The 22,225-nt window shown below is 57.9% G+C and carries 17 protein-coding genes and 4 tRNA genes; 10 read left to right on the top strand and 11 right to left on the bottom strand.

Annotated elements, in window-relative coordinates; genetic code table 11:
• Positions 1–27: 27 nt before the first annotated feature.
• The 6 genes from clpP to F568_RS0108960 all read right to left on the bottom strand — a co-directional run bounded on the left by clpP (position 28) and on the right by F568_RS0108960 (position 2,859).
• Positions 28–648: an ATP-dependent Clp endopeptidase proteolytic subunit ClpP gene (clpP, locus tag F568_RS0108985; protein WP_019018384.1), complete on the bottom strand. Its 621-nt coding sequence runs from the start codon at positions 646–648 to the stop codon at positions 28–30.
• A 116-nt stretch (positions 649–764) separates the two neighbouring features.
• Positions 765–2,123 (bottom strand): trigger factor, encoded by a 1,359-nt coding sequence (gene tig, locus F568_RS0108980; protein WP_019018383.1) that lies wholly within the window; start codon positions 2,121–2,123, stop codon positions 765–767.
• Positions 2,124–2,375: 252 nt separating this feature from the next.
• Positions 2,376–2,450 (bottom strand) — tRNA-His (locus tag F568_RS0108975).
• 30 nt (positions 2,451–2,480) lie between these two features.
• Positions 2,481–2,555, bottom strand: a tRNA-His gene (locus F568_RS0108970).
• Positions 2,556–2,617: 62 nt separating this feature from the next.
• Positions 2,618–2,694: transfer RNA gene (locus F568_RS0108965), tRNA-Arg, on the bottom strand.
• A gap of 88 nt (positions 2,695–2,782) precedes the next feature.
• Positions 2,783–2,859 (bottom strand) — tRNA-Pro (locus F568_RS0108960).
• 194 nt (positions 2,860–3,053) lie between these two features.
• Between F568_RS0108960 and folD the strand changes: the two genes are divergently transcribed.
• From folD to mtnN, 3 genes are all read left to right on the top strand, one after another.
• Positions 3,054–3,917 carry a bifunctional methylenetetrahydrofolate dehydrogenase/methenyltetrahydrofolate cyclohydrolase FolD gene (gene folD / locus F568_RS0108955; protein ID WP_019018382.1) on the top strand — a complete coding sequence of 288 codons (864 nt, stop codon included), beginning with the start codon at positions 3,054–3,056 and terminating at the stop codon, positions 3,915–3,917.
• Between the two features lie 77 nt (positions 3,918–3,994).
• The gene (locus tag F568_RS0108950) at positions 3,995–4,465 is read left to right on the top strand and encodes an S-ribosylhomocysteine lyase (RefSeq protein WP_019018381.1); all 471 of its coding nucleotides are present in this window, start codon (positions 3,995–3,997) and stop codon (positions 4,463–4,465) included.
• Positions 4,465–5,190 carry a 5'-methylthioadenosine/S-adenosylhomocysteine nucleosidase gene (mtnN, locus tag F568_RS0108945; protein ID WP_026300431.1) on the top strand — a complete coding sequence of 242 codons (726 nt, stop codon included), beginning with the start codon at positions 4,465–4,467 and terminating at the stop codon, positions 5,188–5,190. The genes F568_RS0108950 and mtnN overlap by 1 nt, the downstream gene beginning before the upstream one ends.
• Before the next feature lie 78 nt (positions 5,191–5,268).
• Here mtnN and cysS read toward each other — a convergent pair whose 3' ends face one another.
• Together cysS and F568_RS0108935 are read right to left on the bottom strand one after the other, a co-directional pair.
• Entirely contained in the window at positions 5,269–6,651 is a 1,383-nt protein-coding gene (cysS, locus tag F568_RS0108940) for a cysteine--tRNA ligase (protein WP_019018379.1), read from the bottom strand.
• Positions 6,652–6,658: 7 nt separating this feature from the next.
• On the bottom strand, positions 6,659–8,338 hold the full coding sequence (locus F568_RS0108935) for a glutamine--tRNA ligase/YqeY domain fusion protein (RefSeq protein ID WP_019018378.1): 1,680 nt from the start codon (positions 8,336–8,338) through the stop codon (positions 6,659–6,661).
• Positions 8,339–8,481: 143 nt separating this feature from the next.
• On the opposite strand from F568_RS0108935, the gene F568_RS0108930 reads away from it, so the two are divergent.
• Both F568_RS0108930 and F568_RS0108925 read left to right on the top strand, forming a co-directional pair.
• Complete coding sequence (locus tag F568_RS0108930; RefSeq protein ID WP_019018377.1) at positions 8,482–8,976, top strand: peptidylprolyl isomerase; 495 nt, start codon at positions 8,482–8,484, stop codon at positions 8,974–8,976.
• Positions 8,977–9,072: 96 nt separating this feature from the next.
• On the top strand, positions 9,073–9,801 hold the full coding sequence (locus F568_RS0108925) for a UDP-2,3-diacylglucosamine diphosphatase (protein ID WP_019018376.1): 729 nt from the start codon (positions 9,073–9,075) through the stop codon (positions 9,799–9,801).
• 80 nt (positions 9,802–9,881) lie between these two features.
• Here the strand turns inward: F568_RS0108925 and F568_RS0108920 are convergent, their stop codons facing one another.
• The 3 genes from F568_RS0108920 to F568_RS22505 form a co-directional block, all read right to left on the bottom strand.
• Entirely contained in the window at positions 9,882–13,793 is a 3,912-nt protein-coding gene (locus tag F568_RS0108920; RefSeq protein WP_040476098.1) for an ATP-binding protein, read from the bottom strand.
• 68 nt (positions 13,794–13,861) lie between these two features.
• The gene (locus tag F568_RS0108915) at positions 13,862–14,488 is read right to left on the bottom strand and encodes a MiaE family protein (RefSeq protein WP_156817389.1); all 627 of its coding nucleotides are present in this window, start codon (positions 14,486–14,488) and stop codon (positions 13,862–13,864) included.
• 8 nt (positions 14,489–14,496) lie between these two features.
• Positions 14,497–14,946, bottom strand: coding sequence for a DUF1289 domain-containing protein (locus tag F568_RS22505; RefSeq protein WP_019018373.1), 450 nt, complete (start codon positions 14,944–14,946; stop codon positions 14,497–14,499).
• A gap of 273 nt (positions 14,947–15,219) precedes the next feature.
• On the opposite strand from F568_RS22505, the gene acnB reads away from it, so the two are divergent.
• The 5 genes from acnB to F568_RS0108885 all read left to right on the top strand — a co-directional run bounded on the left by acnB (position 15,220) and on the right by F568_RS0108885 (position 22,111).
• Positions 15,220–17,823, top strand: a complete 2,604-nt coding sequence (acnB, locus tag F568_RS0108905) for a bifunctional aconitate hydratase 2/2-methylisocitrate dehydratase (RefSeq protein ID WP_026300429.1) — start codon at positions 15,220–15,222, stop codon at positions 17,821–17,823.
• A 255-nt stretch (positions 17,824–18,078) separates the two neighbouring features.
• Complete coding sequence (locus F568_RS0108900; protein ID WP_019018371.1) at positions 18,079–18,681, top strand: porin family protein; 603 nt, start codon at positions 18,079–18,081, stop codon at positions 18,679–18,681.
• Positions 18,682–18,928: 247 nt separating this feature from the next.
• Complete coding sequence (locus tag F568_RS0108895) at positions 18,929–19,534, top strand: outer membrane beta-barrel protein (RefSeq protein ID WP_019018370.1); 606 nt, start codon at positions 18,929–18,931, stop codon at positions 19,532–19,534.
• Between the two features lie 121 nt (positions 19,535–19,655).
• Positions 19,656–20,144 carry a ribonuclease E activity regulator RraA gene (gene rraA / locus F568_RS0108890; RefSeq protein WP_019018369.1) on the top strand — a complete coding sequence of 163 codons (489 nt, stop codon included), beginning with the start codon at positions 19,656–19,658 and terminating at the stop codon, positions 20,142–20,144.
• Positions 20,145–20,278: 134 nt separating this feature from the next.
• Positions 20,279–22,111: a glycerophosphodiester phosphodiesterase family protein gene (locus tag F568_RS0108885; protein ID WP_019018368.1), complete on the top strand. Its 1,833-nt coding sequence runs from the start codon at positions 20,279–20,281 to the stop codon at positions 22,109–22,111.
• Positions 22,112–22,225 lie beyond the last annotated feature (114 nt).

Genomic DNA, 22,225 nt, shown 5'->3' with positions numbered 1-22,225 from the left:
GGATATGCTTAGTTTACAATTACGCTATCAGGATGCCGGGCGCTTATCCAGCACGGCATCGATAAGGCCATATTCCACTGCCTGGTTACCATCCATGAAGTTGTCACGGTCAGTATCCTTGGCAATAGTCTCGATCTCCTGCCCGGTATGATCGGCCAGAATACGATTCAGTTTATGGCGGATGTTGAGAATTTCACGTGTATGGATCTCGATATCCGCTGCCTGCCCCTGATACCCACCGAGTGGCTGGTGGATCATCATTCGGGAATTCGGTAGACAGAAGCGCTTGTCCTTAGCGCCACCGGCCAGAAGCAATGCTCCCATGCTGGCGGCCTGACCAATACACACGGTCGAAACATCAGGCTTGACGAACTGCATGGTGTCATAGATGGACATTCCCGCTGTCACCGATCCACCAGGCGAGTTGATGTACAGATGAATATCCTTGTCCGGGTTTTCGGACTCAAGGAATAAAAGCTGTGCTACGACCAGGTTGGCCATGTAGTCTTCCACCGGACCCACTAGGAAGATCACACGTTCCTTGAGCAGGCGCGAGTAAATATCGTAGGCCCGCTCGCCGCGTGCGCTCTGCTCGACCACCATAGGGACCAGACCGCCGGCGTTTTGAATATCGAACTCGTTGCCCATTGCGTGACTACCTTAATCCGGTGATTTGTAACGTGATGCCTTGCTTACCTTAGCCAGACACATGACTATCGACCCGGCCGAAGCCGGGTCGTTCAGTCAGCTTGTGCAGCGTCGCGTCAGGACTGCTGTGAAGTCGCCTCATCCTCTTCGGCTTCTTCACCTTCTCCGCCCTGCTGTTGGGCCGCCTGAAGCGCCTGCTCGTAGGACATCTCGACGTCTTTAACCTGTGCCTGCTCGAGAAGCTTGTCAACCGCCTTCTCTTCAAGTACGGCAGACTTTACCTGGTTCTTCATCTGCTCGTCCTTGAGGTAGTACTCAATGACCTGCTCAGGTTGCTGGTACTGTTGGGCGAGCTCTTCGACCTTGGCCTTGATCTCGTCATCGCTGGCTTCCAGCTCATTCACCTTGATGACCTCGGCCAGCAACAGACCGACCTGCACCCGGCTCTTGGCCTGCTCGGCGAATAGCTCGTCCGGTAGCTGCGAGACGTCAAAATCGTCACCCAGGCCGAACTGCTGGGCAGCCTGGCGCTTGAGCGCATCGGTTTCCTGGCTGACCATCGAAGCCGGCACCGGAATATCGTTGGCCTGCTTCAAGGCATCCAAGGCCTGCTGCTTGACGCGATTGTCGACGGCCTGCTTGATCTCGCGCTCCATGTTCTTACGCACTTCGGCACGGAACTTGTCGAGGTCACCATCGTCGACTCCGAACTGCTTGACGAACTCGGCATCGACTTCCGGCAATTGCTGGGCGCTGACCTGATGAACCTTGACCTTGAAGGTCGCCTCTTTACCGGCCAGATGCTCAGCCTGGTAGTCTTCAGGGAAGGTGACCTTGATCTCGGTTTCGTCGCCTGCCTTGACCCCGACCAGCTGATCCTCGAAACCCGGAATGAAGCTGTTGGAGCCCAGAACGAGGTCATGCCCTTCGGCTTCGCCACCTTCAAACGGCTCATCACCCAGGAAGCCCTTGAAGTCGACCTTGACCTGATCGCCCGTTTCGGCGACACGGTCGACGGCTTCCCACTGAGCATTCTGCTTGCGCAGGGTTTCGATCATCTGATCGATGTCGCCGTCATTGACGCTAGCTACCGGGCGCTCGATTTCGCTGCCTTCGATAGAGGCCAAATCGAACTCCGGATACACCTCCAGCGTCGCGACGAACTCCAGATCCTTGCCCGCCTCATTGACGGTGGGTTCAATCGAGGGGTATCCCGCCGGGTTCAGGCTCTGCTCGGTGATAGCCCGGACATAATGCTGACGCATTAGCTCGCCCACCACTTCATTACGTACGTCGCGACCGTAGCGCTGCTTCACCACCGCCATCGGTACCCGCCCTTGGCGGAAGCCATTGAGGCGAACGTTTTTCGCGGTGTCCTTGAGACGGGCGGCGACGGCCTCATCGACTTCATTGGATGGCACCTGCACGGTGACGCGGCGCTCGATCTGTGAAGTCGTTTCGACGGAAACTTGCATGAAAGGTCCTCTACCGACTGGGGGCGTTTAAATGTGCGTTCAAAGAGAGGATTTTAAGAATCCCGACACGCGCTGGCAAGCGCGGCATGCGGCTGTATATGAGGACATCCACTGATTTTGCAAGGTCAGCGGGCAAAACAGCACCATTGTAAGCCTAGCAACCGGGAAAGTATCAACGGAAAGCAGCGGGAAAAGAGTTTAAACAGGAATCGCCACGAGCGTGGCAACACAACAACGAGGGAAATAAAGAAATGGGGTGGATGATGGGGATCGAACCCACGACCACCGGAGCCACAATCCGGGGCTCTACCACTGAGCTACATCCACCACTTCTAGGACAAACCGGGAAAGACGATATGGGGTGGATGATGGGGATCGAACCCACGACCACCGGAGCCACAATCCGGGGCTCTACCACTGAGCTACATCCACCATATCGAACTATTACTTACGGCATTGCAAGCTGAACTGACCAAAGAGATCGGCCACCAACTTGGCGCGCCCAGCAGGACTCGAACCTGCAACCTACGGCTTAGAAGGCCGTTGCTCTATCCGGTTGAGCTATAGGCGCATACAGTCTCTACAGTGAGAGTCATATTACGGCCCCAAGCTTCTCACCACAACCCTACTGAGCAAAAACTTCTTGCCGATCAATAGGTTGGTCGGGGTAGAGGGATTCGAACCCCCGACATCCTGCTCCCAAAGCAGGCGCGCTACCAGACTGCGCTATACCCCGCCGTTCGTAGCCACGGCCAAGACGTCACCGCTCGGGCCCCGTCAAGCGCTGCGTATTCTACGCAACTTTTACCAAAGGTCAAGTCCTTGCCAACCATTACAACGCAGCATCGCTTTGACAGCCGCTGCTGACATGCGAAAATCTCGCCTTCTCTTCCGCAGCGCTTCTGCTCGACAGTACCAAAGGAATCTTTGATGTCAGCCCAACTGATCGACGGCAAAGCCATTGCCGCGCAAGTTCGCCAACAAGTCGCTCGCCAGGTGAAGACCCGTCACGAAACCGGCAAGCGCATTCCCGGGCTAGCCGTGGTATTGGTTGGTGAAGACCCGGCGTCCGAAGTCTATGTGCGCAATAAACACCTTGCCTGTGAGCAGGCTGGCATTCTCTCCTTTCGCCATCAACTGACCGCCGACACGAGCCAGGAAGCGCTTGAAGCCCTTGTCGACGAGCTAAACGACGACCCGTCAATCGACGGTATTCTGGTTCAGCTACCCCTGCCACAGCACCTCGATGCCCGCCCGATCCTCGAGCGCATTCGCCCCGACAAGGATGTGGATGGTTTTCACCCTTACAATCTTGGCCGTCTCGCCCAGCGCCTGCCCGTGCTGCGCCCTTGCACGCCCAAAGGCATCATGACCCTGTTGCAGGAAACCGGCCTGCAAGTGCGCGGCCTCGATGCGACCATTGTCGGCGCCTCCAATATCGTCGGGCGCCCCATGGCACTGGAGCTGTTACTGGCCGGCTGCACCACCACCATCTGTCACCGTTTCACTAACGAGCTGGAAAAGCATGTCCGTGCGGCGGATCTGTTAGTGGTTGCCGTAGGAAAACCAGGTGTGGTCAAGGGCGAATGGGTCAAGGAAGGAGCCATTGTCATTGATGTCGGCATCAATCGTCTGGATAGCGGCCAGCTGATCGGTGACATTGAGTTCGAGCCCGCTGCCGCGCGCGCCAGCTTTATCACACCGGTACCGGGTGGCGTAGGCCCCATGACGGTCGCTTCGCTACTGGAAAACACCCTGTATGCTGCGGAATTGCACGATGCCATGCATAAGTGAGGCATGGTGCGTATAATCAGCCCCCATTTGTGCGCCCGCACCCAGGGCTAACGATCAACGATGTTTCGGAGAGTGGGATGAGCGACCAGAAGCTGATGAACGTCGAAAGCTTCAACCTGGACCACACCAAGGTCAAGGCACCTTATGTACGCCTGGCTGGCATCAAGGCCGGCGCCAACGGTGATCAGATTCACAAATACGACATGCGCTTCTGCCAACCCAACCGGGAGCACATGGATATGCCGGCCCTGCACTCGCTGGAACACCTGATGGCAGAGCTGTCACGCAACCATAGCGACAAGGTGGTCGATATCAGCCCGATGGGCTGTCAGACCGGTTTTTACGTGGCGATGATCAATCACGATGACTACGACGACGTGCTCGATCTGCTAGCCAAGACTCTGGAAGACGTGCTCGAGGCCAAGGAAGTCCCGGCCTGCAACGAAATGCAGTGCGGGTGGGCCGCTAGCCATAGCCTGGAGGGCGCTCAGGAGCTGGCGCGCAGCTTCCTGACCAAGCGCAATGAATGGAACCAGGTGTTCGCCTGATGCAAAGACTTGGAATCATCGGCGCCATGGAAGAGGAAGTGGCCCTGCTCGCCTCGCGCCTGGACAACCGACGTACACGTGAGCATGTAGGCTCAACCTTCCATATCGGTCAGTTGCACGGGGTCGATGTTGTCATCCTTCAGTCGGGCATCGGCAAGGTCAACGCCGCCGTTGGTACGACCTTGCTGCTCGACATGTACCAGCCAGAAGCCGTTATCAATACCGGCTCTGCCGGCGGCTTCGGGAGCGACTTGCGTGTTGGCGACGTAGTGATTTCGACAGAAGTCCGCCATCACGATGTCGATGCCGTGGTTTTCGGCTATGAGCATGGCCAGGTACCGCGCATGCCGGCAGCCTACCTGCCAGATGATCGCCTGGTGCGGATTGCGCGTGAATGCATCGAGGGCTTGGGGCATTTGCGCGTGCACGAGGGGCTGATCGCCACCGGCGACGCCTTCATGGCCTGCCCGAATGCCGTGCAGCGTACCCGTGAACGCTTCCCCACCATGTTGGCAGCAGAGATGGAAGCGGCCGCCATTGCCCAGACTTGCCATTTGTATGGCTGCCCCTTCGTGGTGATCCGCGCCCTGTCGGATATTGCCGGCAAGGAGTCCAATGTCTCCTTCCAGCAATTCATCGACCAGGCTGCTACCCATTCGGCCGAGATGGTCGAGGCCATGGTACAGCGCCTGGGCACTCCTCGCGAAGCCGTCGTCGAGGCCTGAGCCGCCCAGCTTGATGCAAAAATGAAAAAACCCGCGAGCCACTACGGCATCGCGGGTTTTCTTTATGCTATAGCGTCGTTACTTTTCGAACACCCAGGTCGTCCCTTCGCGGGAATCCTTGAGCACAATACCCATCGCTGCCAATTCGTCACGAATACGGTCGGCCTCGGCAAAGTCCCGCTGCGCCTTGGCTTCAGCACGAGCAGCGATGCGCGCCTCAATTTCGGACTCGGAAACCGGCAGGTTCGCCGCCCCCGCCTTGAGAAATGTCGACGGCCCCTGACCGAAGAGCCCAAGAACATCGCCGAGGCGCTTCAACTCGAACGCCAGGGCCGGCGCCTGCTCTGGGGCTTCCTTACGCGCACGGTTGAGGTCGCGAACCAGGTCGAACAGCACAGCAAGCGCCTCGGCGGTATTGAAATCATCATCCATCGCCTCGCCGAAACGCGCCTGATAGCGAGCGTCTACGTCGCCCTGAACGGGCTCGACGCCCTCGAGGGCATTATAGAACCGCTCCAGAGAACGCCGTGCCTCGTCGAGCGCATCGGGCGCATAGTTGATCGGGCTGCGATAGTGGCTGGCCAGCAGCAGGTAACGGACCACCTCGGGATCATGCACTTCAAGCACTTCGCGAATAGTGAAGAAATTGCCCAGTGACTTGGACATCTTCTGCTGATCGACCCTGACCGCGCCAGCATGCATCCAGGTGTTGACATAGCGCTTGCCGGTCGCCGCTTCGCTCTGGGCAATCTCATTCTCATGGTGCGGGAAGGTCAGGTCTGGCCCGCCACCATGGATATCAAACGTCTCCCCCAGGCAGCAGGTCGACATGGCGGAACACTCGATATGCCAGCCAGGACGGCCATTACCCCAGGGCGACGGCCAACTGGCCTCGTCCGGCTTGGCCGCCTTCCAGAGCACGAAGTCGAGCGGATCCTCCTTATACGCGTCGACCTCGACACGCGCTCCGGCTCGCATCTCATCAAGGTTGCGGTTGTTGAGCTTGCCGTAGTCGGCGAACTTGCGAACCCGGTAGTAGACGTCACCGTTATCGGCGCGATACGCATAGCCCTTGTCGATAAGCCGCTCGATCATCGCAATAATGTCATCGATGTGCGCTGTCGCCCGGGGTTCGTAATCGGGTCGCAGCACACCGAGGCGATCCTCGTCCTCATGCATGGCATCGATCATGCGCTCGGTGAGGCTGACAATGGTTTCGCCATTTTCGTCGGCACGCTTGAGAATCTTGTCGTCGATATCGGTGATGTTGCGCACGTAGATCACGTCATAACCTCGCTCCCGAAGGTAACGGGTAATCACGTCGAAGGCGACCATGACCCGAGCATGACCGATGTGGCAATAGTCATAGACCGTGATGCCACACACGTACATGCGCACCTTGCCCGGCTCGATGGGCCTGAACGTCTCCTTGCGCCGTGTCAGGGTATTGTAAATCTGCATGCCCTGCTTACCCCTTCTTCTGGATCTTGGCCCAGGTATCCTTGAGACCGACGGTCCGGTTGAAGACACGCTTGCCCTCAGCCAAGGCATGACGGTCAGCGCAGAAATAACCCACCCGCTCGAACTGGAAGCGATCCTCGGGGTTGGCCTCTGCCAGGCTCGGCTCACCATAGCCTTCCACCACGCTCAGCGAATCCTCGTTGAGGTGTTCCAGAAAATCGACGTCACGATCACGATCCGGCGCCTCGACCTGGAAGAGATTATCGTAGAGACGCACCTCGACCGGCACCGCATGGGCCGCACTGACCCAATGAATCACCCCTTTGACCTTACGGCCTTCAGGGTTCTTCCCGAGCGTGTCGAAGTCCACCGAACAACGAAGCTCCTCGATGTCGCCCGAGGCATTCTTGATGACCTCATCGCACCGGATGACATATGCGTTACGCAGGCGCACTTCCTTGCCCGGCGCCAGACGGAAGAACTTCTTGGGCGGTTCTTCCATGAAGTCGTCGGCATCAATCCAAATCTCGCGACTCAACGGCAGCTTACGCACGCCCATGTCGTCACGCGCCGGGTGCCCCGGCACTTCGAAGACCTCGTCGTGATCCTCCGGCACGTTCGTCAGCACTACCTTGAGCGGCTTGAGCACGCACATGGCACGCGGCGCGTTGTCTTCCAGGTCGGATCGAATGGCGTGATAGAGCATCGCAATATCGACCATGCCCCCCTCGGCCCGGGTGACCCCAATCATGTCGCAGAACTTGCGTATTGAGTTCGCGGTATAACCACGCCGACGCATACCGGAAATGGTCGGCATGCGGGGATCATCCCAACCGTCGACAATTCCTTGATCCACCAGAAGCTTAAGCTTGCGCTTGGAGGTGACAGTATAATCCAGGTTCAGGCGCGCGAACTCGATCTGACGGGGGCGTGCCGGGACCGGCAAATTTTCAAGGAACCAGTCATAAAGAGGACGATGATCCTCGAATTCCAGCGTACACAGCGAATGGGTTACACCCTCGATGGCATCCGACTGGCCATGGGCAAAGTCATAGGAAGGATAGATCTTCCATTTGTCGCCCGTCTGGTGATGGCTGGCATGACGGATGCGATAGAGAACCGGATCGCGCAGGTTAATATTAGGTGACGCCATGTCGATCTTGGCGCGCAACACCTTTTCGCCTTCAGCGAACTCCCCGGTGCGCATGCGCTCTAGCAGGTCCAGGTTTTCTTCGGCTGAGCGGTCACGGTAGGGACTTGGACGCCCCGGCTCTGTCAGCGTACCGCGATACTCCCGGATTTCTTCGGCGGACAGATCATCGACATATGCCTTGTCCTCGCGTATCAGATGCTGGGCCCAAGCATAGAGCTGATCGAAATAGTCCGAGGCATAACGCACATTACCGGCCCACTGGAATCCCAACCATTCCACATCGGCCTTGATGGCATCGATATAAGCCTGCTCTTCCTTGGCCGGATTGGTATCGTCGAAGCGCAGGTTACAACCACCACCGAACTGTTCGGCAATCCCGAAGTTCAGGCAGATCGACTTGGCGTGGCCGATATGCAGAAATCCATTGGGTTCCGGAGGAAAACGGGTGACGACGGTATCGACGGAGCCCGCTTCGATCTCTTCCCTGATCTGGTTGCGTATGAAATTCGGGGCGCTGTTACTCTCGGTGGTCATAGGGTGTCCGTGAACCTCTGGTATCGCGAATGACGAAGCGGCAATGATGAACCGGCTTCGCGCGTAGAACGAAAGACGCTATTATAGCGCGACGCTCAAGCGCTTCGCCAAGGCGCACCATTTTTGACAGTTGGGAATCCTCCATGATCGTCCTGTATACCAATCACGGCGAAATCCACCTCAAGCTCGATCACGAGAACGCCCCCAAGACGGCGGCGAACTTCGAGCAATATGTGCGTGACGGCCACTATGACAATACGCTGTTCCACCGAGTGATCAACGGCTTCATGATCCAAGGCGGGGGCTTCGACACCGACTTCGAACAGAAACCCACACGCGAGCCGATCGATAACGAAGCCGATAATGGCCTGAAGAATCGCAAAGGCACCATCGCCATGGCGCGCACTCAGGACCCGCACTCGGCCACTGCCCAATTCTTCATTAACTTGGCCGACAATGACTTCCTCGACCACCGCGGCAAGAACCTACAGGGTTGGGGTTACTGCGTGTTCGGAGAAGTCATTGAAGGCATGGACGTCGTCGAGAACATCAAGGCTGTCCCTACGACTCGCCGCGGCATGCATGCCGACGTTCCGGCTGAAGATGTCGTGATACAACGTGCGGAAATCGTTGACTGAGCGACAGTGGCCCGCTTCGGCGGGTCACTTCATGACGAGGCTCCCATGTGCTGGGTAACGCCAAGAAAAGCCCCTTACCAGTAACGGTATGGACGCATGACGATACGACTGATTTCCGACCTGCACCTGCATGCCGACGCGCCCGAGATCGCTCAGGGCTTCCTGCGCTATCTCGATGAGCGCGGCCGCCATGCCGAGTCACTGTATATTCTTGGTGATTTCTTCGAAGCCTGGATCGGAGACGACTACCGTGGAGAGTTCGAGACTCGCATCATGGCGGCACTCAAGGAGGTAAGCGACAGCGGTACGCGACTCTATTTCATGCATGGAAATCGCGACTTCCTGATCGGCGAGGGATTTGCACAGGCCACCGGCGCCACCCTTCTGCCTGACCCCAGCATTGTCACGCTGGGCGGCCAGCGAGTCCTGCTAATGCATGGCGACAGCCTTTGCACTAGTGATGAGGCCTACATGAAGTTTCGAAGCATGGCTCGCGACCCCCAGTGGCAGGCGCAGATCCTGGCCCTCCCCGTGGAGCAACGGCTCGAACTGGCCCGCAACTTGCGCAACCAGTCAGGCGAGGCCAACTCCAACAAGGCGGAAGACATCATGGATGTCACGCCGGACGAGGTCGTGCGCGAAATGGCGCAACACCGGACCCCCATATTGATTCACGGCCATACCCACCGCCCCGCTGTACATGATTTGACGGTCGAAGGAAAGCCAGCACAACGTATCGTGTTGGGCGACTGGCAGCCACACCAAGGCTGGGAAATACAAATCGATGCGGCCGGACCGCCCGAACTGCTTCGCTTCACCTACTAAACCTTTAACCGCTCACTCAACACCATGCCGAGCGCTGCCAATAGCAGCGCCCGGCATGGTGTTGAGGATGCCAAACAGACTTACTCGGCGTTGATGGCCCGAGAACTGGCCAGATCGCCCGACAGACGATGGTTCAATAACGTACGCCACCGCCCCAGTACCGGTGCATCGCTCTGCGAAACTTCGCCAAGGACCCGGCGTAGCGCCTCACGCGTACTAATGTCATCCGGATCGACGACCTCCAGCCAGAACTCCAGCGCATAAAGCTCGTGATGAACGTTTTCGTGTTCACGTGCCTGCTTCAACGCCTGCTCAGCCAGCTTGCGAACTGACTCAAGGGGACGGCCCAGCTCGTGATACACCCTGGCAAGTTGGATGGAAAGTTCTGGCACATAGAGAGAATTACGCTCGCGTGCCATCAGCAAGCACTGATCCAGGTAGTCCTCGGCCCGCGCCAGCTCCCCCAGAAACATGCAAGCATCCACGTACCAGAGTACGGGCCGCTGGTACCGGTCGCGTCCGGCCAATTCGGAAAACTCCTCCAAACCGGTCTCGATCATGGCTAGCCCGGCACGGTCACCAGTCAGCGCCTTGTGCCAACCCAGGGCGCATTGAGCCGTCATGTGCCAGAGGTGCAGATCTAGGGTCTGCGTCAACTCAAAAACGCGCTCTGCCCTGGCTCCTGCCAAGTGAACATGTCCCAACTGCCGGTATAGCGTAGCCGCATACATCAGCGCCAGTGCCAGGGACCCGGGATGATTGAAGCGTTCGGCGAGGCGAATCGCCGCCTCCATCTGGACTTCGGCATTATGATAATCCCCACGCAGACATAGCGCCCAGCCTTGATAACAGGCCGCTGCCACCTGCGGATGATCGGAAAACGGTAGCCACTCCAGCATCATCGATTGATTGAGCGGGTCGATTTCCTGCAAATGGTCATGCGCCTGCCGAATTCTCCCCGCCCAGTACTCGCAATGTGCCTGGGCATACTCTGCCAGCCGGCGGTATCGCGGGTCGGGGAGTTGTTGTGCCAACGCTGCCATGCGCGACGCCAATGAGAACGCATCGGCATTCGCATAGCGCTGACTGCAGCCCACCCAAAGCCCCCACTTGACCAGAAAACGCTGCTCGAGTTCGGTCTCTTCGTCGGCGCAGGGCGAACACTCGATCAGTTCACGCGCTTTTACGAAGCTTTCATGGGCGGTTGGCGAACCATGCCCCTCCAGGGCGAAGGCAGCCTGCCCTTTGACGGTCAGCAGGCTGATCTCACGTTCCACCGGATTCTCGACCTGACGCAAACTCGCCAGACCGGCATCCGCCATGCGCAGTGCTGTCCGGTTGGCACTGACCTTGAGCGCTTCCCGAGCCGCCAGCTCAAAATAGCGGGCACCGCGAGCATAGTGTCCGCTGCGACGCAGATGCGCGGCGAAATCACCAGGGTTGCGGCTGATCCACATCGGGAAACGCTCCTCGATCAGACCGACAACCTGCTGGTGAATACGGGCGCGAATGTCCCGAGGACAGGAAAGATAGGCCGCCTCCTGCAAGAGCGGATGCGTAAACTGATATTCGAACTCGCTACCTGCCTCGCAGTGCTCGATGATTTCCAGGCGCATCATCTGGTCCAACGCCTTCTTGAGCCGAGCTTCCTCGACTCCGCAGCACTCCTTGAGAAAATCGAGACGGAACTGACGACCGAGCACTGCAGCGGCATGGGCAACATGGCGGTCGGTATCCAATTGATCGATACGGCTGGCCAACAGCCCAAGCAAGCCATGTGGCAGCTCATCGACCTGAACGCTGCGCCCTTCACGGCGATCCATGTCCAGTCGTCGGCAGATTTCCTGCAGATAAAGGGGAACGCCATCACAGCGCTCGATCAGTTGACTACGCAGTCTCGGGCTGAGGTGCAAACGGTAGCGTCGCGCCAATTGCGACAACAGGCGCGACGACTGCATGGCATCGAGCCGTCCAAGCACGATTTGCTGATCCCAATGCAGCTTAACCGGCAGCGATTCTCGACCATGATAACTACTCACCAGCAGGAAGGGGCTATTGATGGGCAGCCGCGCTTGCAGACCGGACAATACCTTCAACGAGGGCTCATCGATCCACTGTAAGTCGTCGACCATGAGCACTAATGGCTTATCCTTCGTGATGCGCTCGATCAAGCCATGCAGCACGCGGACGACAAGCTCCACCGCCTCGCCGTTCTGGGTAACGGCCATGTGTTCTTCCGGAGCCTCGAGCCCCAGCGCCTGATGAAGCAAGCGGCAACGGCTTACATCGGCTATCAGCGCCGTCTCACCCTGCATTTCCAGCAAGGCATGCAAGGCGTTGCGGCTCAGCTCGTCCTGCCAATGCCAGCGCAACAGCGATCGCGCTACGCCATAAGGCTCCTGCATAGACATACGGGTGGTCGAGATCCAACACAGCGCGGCGTCCTGGCTCTGTTCCAGTTGTCTGAACCCCACCATCAACGCCGACTTGCCCATACCCGACGCGCCCTGCACCAGCACGCTCTGCCGCAAGCCAATGCCGGCTCGGGCCAGGGCATCCCGCATTTTGCGTAGTGCATTCTCACGCCCGACCAATGCCGGTGGCAGCGTACTACGCCCGCCCTCACCGGTACCGAGCACAAGTGCACGCAAACGTATCTTGCCGTCACTGGCTACCAAACGCGATGCCAGACGGGGCTGCAGATCGAGCGCTGGCGGCATGTGCTGGCTGGCCTCCTGCGAAATGACCAGCTCACTGCCCCCTGCCGCACTCATCAACTCCAACGAGCGCTGCGTTACCTGGCCCAAGGGATCGACCAACTGACGTTCAGGTAGATAAACGACACGTCCGCTGTGAAGGCCCGCTGTCAGCGAAAACTGTGGTGTTGGCTTATCGCCGCTCCAAAGGCGCGCTGTCTCATCCGGCAGGGCACGCCGGCAATGCTCATATAGCGCGACCAGTTCAGCCAATTGATGCGCCGGGCCGTGAGTTCCAAAGCAAGCCAGCCCCAGGCCACCTGTCGCTCCGGGCAGCCAGAACCCCCCAAGATGATGGCATTGTTGCTCCAGCCAGCGCAGCAGTTCGATCTGCAGTGCCAGGCAGGCCCTGACCTCGCTACGTTCCTCCCATTCGCCGTGCAAGCTCAGACGAATCGCCATCACGGAAAGCTGCCGATGATCGATTTCCTCGTCATGCAGTGGCTGACTGTCCATGCTAAGCGCACGGGAATAGGCCCCCTGTGGCGTTGCTGGCTGCGGTTCCGCCGGGGCGTCGGACCAATAACGCGCCAGTTGCAGAATACCCGGGTCGGGTTGCTGTCCTGCCAAGGCCAGCAACTGCAGGTAGGCATTGTATTCTTCATGGGCAGCGGCAGATTGGCCCTGATCTAGCAGTTGTCGGATCAAGCGTTCATGAAAGGGGGCGTAGCCTGAGAAACGGCTGACCAGCGTACGCAACAATGCATCCGGAACGTCCGACGACGAATTGACGACCTGTTCAGCATAAGCGATGACGCGCTGGCGCCATTCGCCGCGAATTCGTACCAACCAGCGCTGATACTCAGCACACTGGGAGAGCTGGAGTTCTTCCGCCAGATCGCCTCTATACAGGGAAAGTAATTGCTCAAGACGTTCCACATCGGGCGTCTCGGCCAACAACGAATCGACCTGATGCAGATCGAACTGCCATTGCTCCGGCAATTGGAACGCGATCGTTTGACGGGACACCACCAACACGCGCTCGGCGTCGTCACCCAGGCTCTGACGTAAACAATGCAACGCATGGCGAAGATTGGTACGTCCTGAAGAAAGCCCCTGGTCTGGCCATAGAAGTTCGGCAAGCGTGGCACGGTTGACCGGCTGGCCCTGCAGCAACAGGTGGACAAGCAGTGCCTTGACCTTGTCGTAACTGAACTGGGTCAACGTATCGCCACCCAGGCTCAAAGAAAAATGACCGAACAGCGTTAACTGTGTATTTACGGAATCGGTCCGCATCATTGTTGTCAGTTCCTGCATTGTTCTGTCTACGACTGCAAGGCGTCACCGCCCAGCCCCAGGTTGCCTCAGGCCGCGGCAGGCAAGCCACTATGGAAACGGAAGGCCGTATCCGGAGCCTCGATCAGCTCTCGCTCGCGGTCAGCGAAGAAGGCAATACGCGTGTCTATGGGTGCCGTGGCATAGTGTCGGGCCAACATCAAATAGTCTTCATAATGACGTCCTTCCGACTTAACCAGAGAGCGATAGAACTTGGCAAGCTCGTCATCGAGACGTGGAATCAGCCGGGCGAAGCGTTCGCAACTGCGCGCCTCGATGAAAGCCCCGACAATCAAGATATCAATGAGTCGGCCGGGATCGTCTCGGCGCACATGGCTGCGTAGCCCCTCGGCATAGCGTGCCGCGCTGAGATGGCGATAGACCACACCTCGCGTCTCCATCAGCTTGACCACCTGCTCGAAATGCAGGAGCTCCTCCCGGGCTAGTTGGGACATCTTTGTCAACAATAATGGCCTATCGACATAGCGATACATCAAACTCATGGCGGTCGATGCCGCCTTTTTCTCGCACTGCGCATGATCAATCAGCAACAGTTCCTGATTCTCAAGCGCAGCATCACACCATGCCTCTGGCGTGGCACAGGGAAGAAAGTCGAGCAGTTCGGCAGGCAGCAACGCCTCTACGGTATCGGGCATGGTCGTCATCATGTTGGTTGATCAAGTCGATGCACCTGACTGCGCTTCTGAGCATGCTCAAGCAATGCCAGGCTAATCGACTCATACAATTCATCGGCAGAAAGCTGCAGACCTTTACCGTAGGGCTGCAGGCCGTAACGGGTCAGATCGACGATTCGGGTTCGTCCGACACGCAAAAGCTCGACCGCACGCGACAGCGGCGGCTGCCCCTCGCGGAAGCGAATGCGATAGCGGACGAGTTGTGCCTCAAGCGTCTCGGCATCAGTGACTTGCAGATATTCCTCCGCAACCGCCACCCGCAGCCTGTCCAGTTCGTCCATACGCCGCTGCCGTTCTTGATCGTCGTAAACAAACCAGTCGCGTATCTCAGTATCGCTGCGCTGGCACCCTCGACAGGCGGTGTCACCCACCGTGGTGGAGCACAACCCGACGCAGGGAGAAGCAATACGTTGCGTCATGGCAGATCCTCTTCAAGCGCATCATGGTAACGCGACAGTTTCGTGTCAGCGATAGAGAAACAGAGGTTTGTGTTGTTGTATTACACAGCGCCGACCAAAGTGGAACGCCACACGGCCGGGCTTCGCTTAACATTGTCGACATTCTCGCGTAGAATCGCGGCGGCCTGTCAGCGGTCGGGGTCGCCTGTCACCGGGTCGTCTTTCATCGACATGTGTCGATGTATCCCCCTCCGATCGCTCATGGAATCCGAAAAATAGATGAGGATCCCCAACGTGCTTGAAGCCTACCGCCAACATGTCGAGGAGCGCGCTGCCGAGGGCGTGCCGCCGAAGCCGCTGAACGCCGAGCAGACCGCTGCGCTGGTCGACCTCCTCAAGAACCCGCCGGCGGGTGAGGAACAGTTTCTCCTCGAATTGATCACCGATCGCGTACCGCCCGGTGTCGACGAAGCCGCCTACGTCAAGGCCGGCTTTCTCACTGCCATCGCCAAGGGCGACGCCGAATCGCCGCTGATCGACAAAGTCCATGCGGTCAAGCTGTTGGGTACCATGCAGGGTGGCTACAACATCGCCACGCTGGTCGAGTTGCTCGATGACGAAAGCCTAGCCAAGGAAGCCGGCGAACAGCTCAAGCACACCCTGCTGATGTTCGATGCCTTCCACGACGTCGCCGATCGTGCCAAGGCCGGCAATGCCATTGCCAAGGACGTTCTGCAATCCTGGGCCGACGCCGAATGGTTCCTGGCCAAGCCCAAGCTGGACGACAAGATCACCCTGAGCGTGTTCAAGGTCCCCGGCGAGACCAACACCGACGACCTGTCGCCGGCTCCGGATGCCTGGTCGCGCCCGGACATCCCCCTGCACGCCAACGCCATGCTCAAGAACGAGCGCGAAGGCATCCAGCCCGAAGTTCCCGGCAGCAAGGGGCCGCTGGCCCAGATCGACGAAGTGAAGTCCAAGGGTTACCCGGTCGCCTACGTCGGTGACGTGGTCGGCACCGGCTCCTCACGCAAGTCGGCCACCAACTCCGTACTGTGGTTCTTCGGCGATGACATTCCGTTCGTGCCCAACAAGCGCGCTGGCGGTTTCTGCTTCGGCGGTAAGATCGCTCCGATCTTCTTCAACACCATGGAAGATGCAGGCGCCCTGCCCGTCGAGATGGATGTCTCCCAGATGAATATGGGCGATGTCATCGATGTCTACCCGTACGAAGGCAAGGTTTGCAAGCACGGTACCGACGAGGTACTGACTACCTTCGAACTCAAGACTCGCGTCATCCTCGACGAAGTGCGTGCCGGCGGTCGTATTCCTTTGATCATTGGACGCGGTCTTACCGACAAGGCCCGCAATGAGCTCGGCATGGGCCCGTCCGACGTATTCAAGACTCCGGAGCAGCCGGCCGATAGCGGCAAAGGCTTCACCCTCGCTCAGAAGATGGTGGGCAAGGCTTGCGGCATGGAAGGCGTGCGCCCCGGCATGTACTGCGAGCCGAAGATGACCACTGTGGGATCCCAGGATACTACTGGCCCGATGACCCGCGACGAGCTCAAGGACCTCGCCTGCCTGGGCTTCCAGGCTGACCTGGTCATGCAGTCGTTCTGTCATACCAGCGCCTATCCCAAACCGGTCGACGTGGAAACCCACCACACCCTGCCCGACTTCATCATGAACCGTGGCGGCGTGTCGCTGCGTCCGGGCGACGGTATCATCCACTCATGGCTGAACCGCATGCTGCTGCCCGATACCGTAGGCACCGGTGGCGATTCCCATACCCGCTTCCCGATGGGTATCTCTTTCCCGGCGGGCTCTGGTCTGGTGGCCTTTGCCGCTGCCACCGGCGTCATGCCGCTGGACATGCCCGAGTCGGTCCTGGTTCGCTTCAAGGGCGAGCGCCAGCCCGGCATCACCCTGCGTGACCTGGTCCACGCCATTCCGCTATATGGCATCAAGCAGGGCTTGTTGACGGTCGAAAAATCCGGCAAGAAGAATGCCTTCTCAGGCCGCATTCTTGAGATCGAAGGTCTCGAAGACCTCACCGTCGAGCAGGCTTTCGAACTGTCCGACGCCTCTGCCGAGCGTAGCGCCGCAGGCTGCACCATCACGCTGTCCGACGAGCGCGTGTCCGAATATCTCAAGTCGAACATCACGCTGCTCAAGTGGATGATCGCCAATGGTTACGGCGACGTGCGTACCCTAGAGCGCCGCATCCTGGCAATGGAAGAATGGTTGGCCAATCCGAGCCTGATGCGTGCCGACAAGGACGCCGAGTATGCCGAGGTCATCGAGATCGATCTCAGCGAGATTACCGAGCCCGTGCTGTGCGCGCCCAACGATCCCGACGATGCGCGCCTGCTTTCCGATGTGGCCGGCGAAACCATCGATGAAGTCTTCATCGGCTCATGCATGACCAACATTGGCCACTTCCGTGCCGCGGGCAAGCTCTTGGAAAAGCAGCCGGCCGGCAGTTTGAAGACACGCCTATGGCTGGCGCCGCCGACCAAGATGGACCAGCATCAGTTGACTGAAGAAGGCTACTACGGCATTTATGGTCGTGCCGGGGCACGGATGGAAATGCCGGGCTGCTCACTGTGCATGGGTAACCAGGCACGTGTCGCACCCAAATCCACCGTGGTTTCGACTTCGACCCGTAACTTCCCCAACCGTCTGGGCGATGGTGCTAACGTCTACCTGGCATCGGCAGAACTGGCTGCGGTGGCCGCAGTAGTTGGTCGCCTACCGACGGTGGAGGAGTACATGGGTTACATGGGCGAGTTCAATGCCATGGCCGGTGAAATTTACCGGTACATGAACTTCCATGAAATCGAGGAATATCAGAAAATGGCCTCGAATGCGATTCCTGTCGCACAGGAAGCTTGATTCTTTGGTTCCGATGCTCGCAACATCGCTGGGACGCTAGCCGTCCTAGAATCGAAGACCGAAACGCCCCGTCCATGACGGGGCGTTTTTTTATACAAAAAGCTACCTGTTATAACGCAGGAAAACTTGCTGCCAAACAGTGTTCGACTTAAATTTCTGACGTCTTGATCAAACGGTCGTTACATGGCGTGAAACACGGCAGGACGCCGTTTCATACATTGCCGGTTAGCAATATCTGGCGTCATCAGGAGAACCGTGAAATTCAAAACGTTAGTCACTGCATCACTGGCCTCTGCCATCATGTGTACCGCAGCCTCTCCTGTCATGGCGGCACCGAACGGCCAAGGGCTCTATCTAGGCGTTGGTACCGGATTCAGTTCATTGAAGAATGACAGTGACGAAGTCGACGATTTTATCGATACCGGCTCAGAAGACTTCGATATCGATGACGACGACAACTCGTTCAAGGGGTTTGTCGGTTACGAATACAATCCTTACTTCGCCACTGAGCTGTTTTATGCCGATCTGGGCCGGACACGCCTGGAAGGCAATAATGAAGCAAACACCGATCTGGAGTCGGATGCCTACGGTGTAAGTATCGTTGGTCAGTTGCCGATCACCTCATGGTTTACCGCCTTTGCCAAGATCGGAGTTGCCAAATGGGAAACCGACGTCGATGGCAACCTGGGCAGTGCCGACTTTGATCTGGAAGACCAGGATGGCACCGATCCCGTTTATGGTGTTGGAGCCCAGCTGAACTTTTCTCCGGCTTTCGTTCGTGCCGAGTACGAACGTTACGACTTCGATAGTGACTACAAGATCGATAGTTTCTCTGCCTCTGCCGGCATTCGCTTCTGACGCAGTTAATTAGTCAGTGCAATAAACGACTTCCCATTGGTATCGGTGGGAAGTCGTCCTCTTTATAGTACACCTCTGAAACAGTAGTTACCCGCCGTAACCTAGCCGCCCTTGTCGGCAGCCTTTGTCGGGCTTACTTTTAATGCACGTAAGTTATCCGCCCTATTCTCAACGGCGCCAACCATGCTCGTGTCAGCGGTTGACGATCACGATAACGAAGACTTGTCGCATCACAGGGAGATTTCCCGTGCAGACTTGGATATTGCTCAGCGTCTTTCTGGGCTCCGCCTTCCTTGGCCTGGCGGCTGTTTCGCTGCCGGCTTCAGCTGAGCCTAGGGAAAGTATTTTCGTGGGCACAGGCATCGGCACCCAAGGCGATGACAGACAGACGCCAATGAATGACATGCTTTCTTCACAGCCTGGCAAGAAAGCATTCGAGGATGACCAGAATGTCTTCAAGGGGTTCGTGGGTTACGATTTCACCCCCTACTTTGCCGCCGAAATGTTTTATACCTATCTGGGTCGCATTCGGTTCGAGGATAGCAGTGGAGCCAGCAGTGATTTCGAATCCAGTGCCTACGGCATGAGCGCGGTGGGCCAGATGGCGTTTTCTCCTTGGCTTACTGCGTTCGCCAAGGCCGGCATCGCTCGCTGGGACAGCAATCTGGAAGGCAATCTCGACGACGGGACACGTTTCGAACTCGAAGGTCATAAAGGCACCAACCCCGTCTACGGGTTTGGTGCGCAGTTCGACTTTTCTCCGTTCCTGTTGCGCACCGAATACGAATATTACGATGTCGACAGCGATTATCGCGTCGACACGTTCACGGCCTCGGCCGGGTTCCGCTTCTGACGGTTCGGGTCAGGTCTTCAGCCGTATCTCCTGTCGCTAACCTACACGCCCTGCCCCCAAGGCAGGGTTTTCTTGTTGTGTGAGTGTGGCACTATCCAAAAACCCATCCAGGAGAAATTACATGAGCCATATCGTGACACCGGATATCTGCGACGCCCATCCCGGCGTGCGGGTTCTCGACCCGCTGTTTGCCAACTTTGGAGGTGTAGATGCCTTCTGCGGTCCCGTGCGCACTGTCAAGTGCTTCGAGGACAACTCCCGTGTCAAGGAGGCAGTTGCCGAACCGGGAGATGGGGCCGTGCTTGTGGTCGACGGTGGTGGCTCACTACGCTGCGCCCTGCTGGGAGACATGCTGGCCGAAAAGGCCGCTGACAATGGCTGGGCCGGCGTCATCGTGTACGGTTGCGTGCGTGATATCGATGTTCTCGCCGAGACGGAATTGGGCGTGCAAGCTCTGGGCGCACATCCGCGTCGTAGTGATAAGCACGGTGAAGGGCAGCGAGACGTGGCGGTGGCCTTTGCCGGCGTTACCCTGCGCCCCGGGCAGTGGGTCTATGCCGATAATAATGGCATCGTGGTAGCTGAATCCCGCCTCACTCTGGACGTCTAGACTTATGAAAGTGTCTGCCCTAGCTCGGCCTTCTCAGACACGATGAAGTTCTCGTAGCCGGTCCGCTCGCAGCTAGCGGGCCTCACGCATAGCCGTTATTGGCACTTTTTCTAATAAAGTGCAACGCTAGGAGCATGTCCGAGAAAACCCCCACATCATTGACGCTGCATCACTTGTTCGCCGATGTCGTGGCCACTCTGCGTGACCATTGGCGTCCTCTAGTCGCTTACCATCTTTTTTTCACCCTACTGGCCGCTACGCTGTTGCTACCAGCTTCAGCCAGCTCGCTGGCCGCCCTACTCAAACGCATTGGCCGGCCAGTGCTCACCAACGACCAGTTACTGGCAGTGATCCTGTCTCCGGTAGGGCTGATCTGGGTGCTGGCAGTCGTTGCCCTTGCCTTCCTGGTTCTATTCTTGCAACAGGCTGGCATGCTCCTGATCACCGTACACCCCGGCGGCAATCGCTATCGCATGGCGCTGGATGCCTCTTGGGGTGTACTCCAGCGCTTCATCGGCCTCGCCACGCTAACTCTGGTCAAGGTCGGAGCACACTTGCTGCTCGCGCTACCCTTTTTACTGATCCTGGTCTGGCTATACGAAGCGTTGCTTGGTGGCTATGAAAGCTATTACGTGACGCAGGCCAAACCTCAAGAACTATGGTGGTTTTTCCTTGCCGCGGCGCTTCTGGCGTTGTTATGGCTATGGCTGGCAGCCAGGCTCTACCTGCGCTGGGCGCTGGCCCTGCCTGCTTTGATGCTTGAACGGTTGTCTGCTCGCCAGGCGCTGGCACGTAGTCGTGCGCTGACATACGGCGTCAAGGCCCGACTAAGTCTTCCTGTTGCCATTCCACTCACGGCAATTCTTTTGCTGCCGACCTTGGTCACGGCAGGATTCGATACCCTGATCACCCCAATGCTGCAGTGGCTGCCTGAACGGGTCAGTGTACTCATCCCAGCCATGCTGCTTTATCTGACCCTCTACGGCCTGCTGGCACTGGCAGGGACATTCGTAGGGGTAGCATTTAACAGCATGCTGGTGGGGTGCCTTTATTTACGCCTGGCGCATCACCAGCCAAAGCCCTCCGCGCCGCCGAAGGGCAGTCATCCCGGCTGGGTCGCCTGGGGTGCTGAGGCACTGGTTCTGGTTTTTGCGTTCTACCAGGCGTCCTCGGTGCTGAACAGCTTCGAGATCCGCGATCGTGTACAGGTCACGGCCCACCGTGGCAGTTCGATGAAAGCACCGGAGAACACCCTGGCAGCCATCGAAGAGGCCATTATCGATGGTGCAGATTATGTCGAAATCGATGTTCGCCTGACCGCCGATGGCGAAGTGGTTCTCTCGCATGACAACAGCCTGAGACGCTTGACCGGCCTGGACCGGGACATCGATGAGATGAGGCTGGATGAGGTGAAAGAAGTGGACGTCGGGAGCTGGTTTGGCGATACGTTTGCCGGTCAGCCCATCCCGACCCTTGATGAAGTCCTGCGGCTGACACGTGGCCGAATCAATCTGTACATAGAGCTCAAGCCGGCTCCGGGCGATGCACAGGCGCTGGTCGCTGCGGTCATCGACCGCTTGCCAGAGGCACGCCAGGACGAGGTGATCATGGCGTCACTTTCGCCACAGATCATCCGGGAAGTAAAACAGCAAGCCCCACATCTGAAAACGACCCTATTCGCTCAGTTCGTGGTTCGTGGCGGTCTGGACACCACGATTATCGATGCGTTAGGCCTTCGCCATAATCGTATAACCCCAGATAGTATCGCAGCCGCGCATCGCCGGGGTTACCAACTACACGCATGGACCGTTAACGGCCGTAGCGAAATGTCACGCATGATCGACCTGGGCGTCGACAATATCATTACCGACCGTCCGGATGTCCTTGCTGAAGTTTTGGCAGAACGCTCGACGCTTAGCGATGGGGAGCTGTTGTTGGTTAAACTGCGCAATTGGCTCCATTCATAAGACAATCGCTGCGCTCATCTATACGGCCTAAAAAGACGTCGTCTAAAAACCTTTATTGTCCGCTAAAAGCACGGCGCCCGGCATGCAATCCATGCCGGGCGCCGATTCTCGGAT

It is taken from the genome of Modicisalibacter luteus DSM 23508, from assembly GCF_000378505.1.
GTDB classification, from domain to species: Bacteria; Pseudomonadota; Gammaproteobacteria; order Pseudomonadales; family Halomonadaceae; genus Modicisalibacter; species Modicisalibacter luteus.
This window is presented reverse-complemented; position numbering and strand designations above follow the sequence as displayed.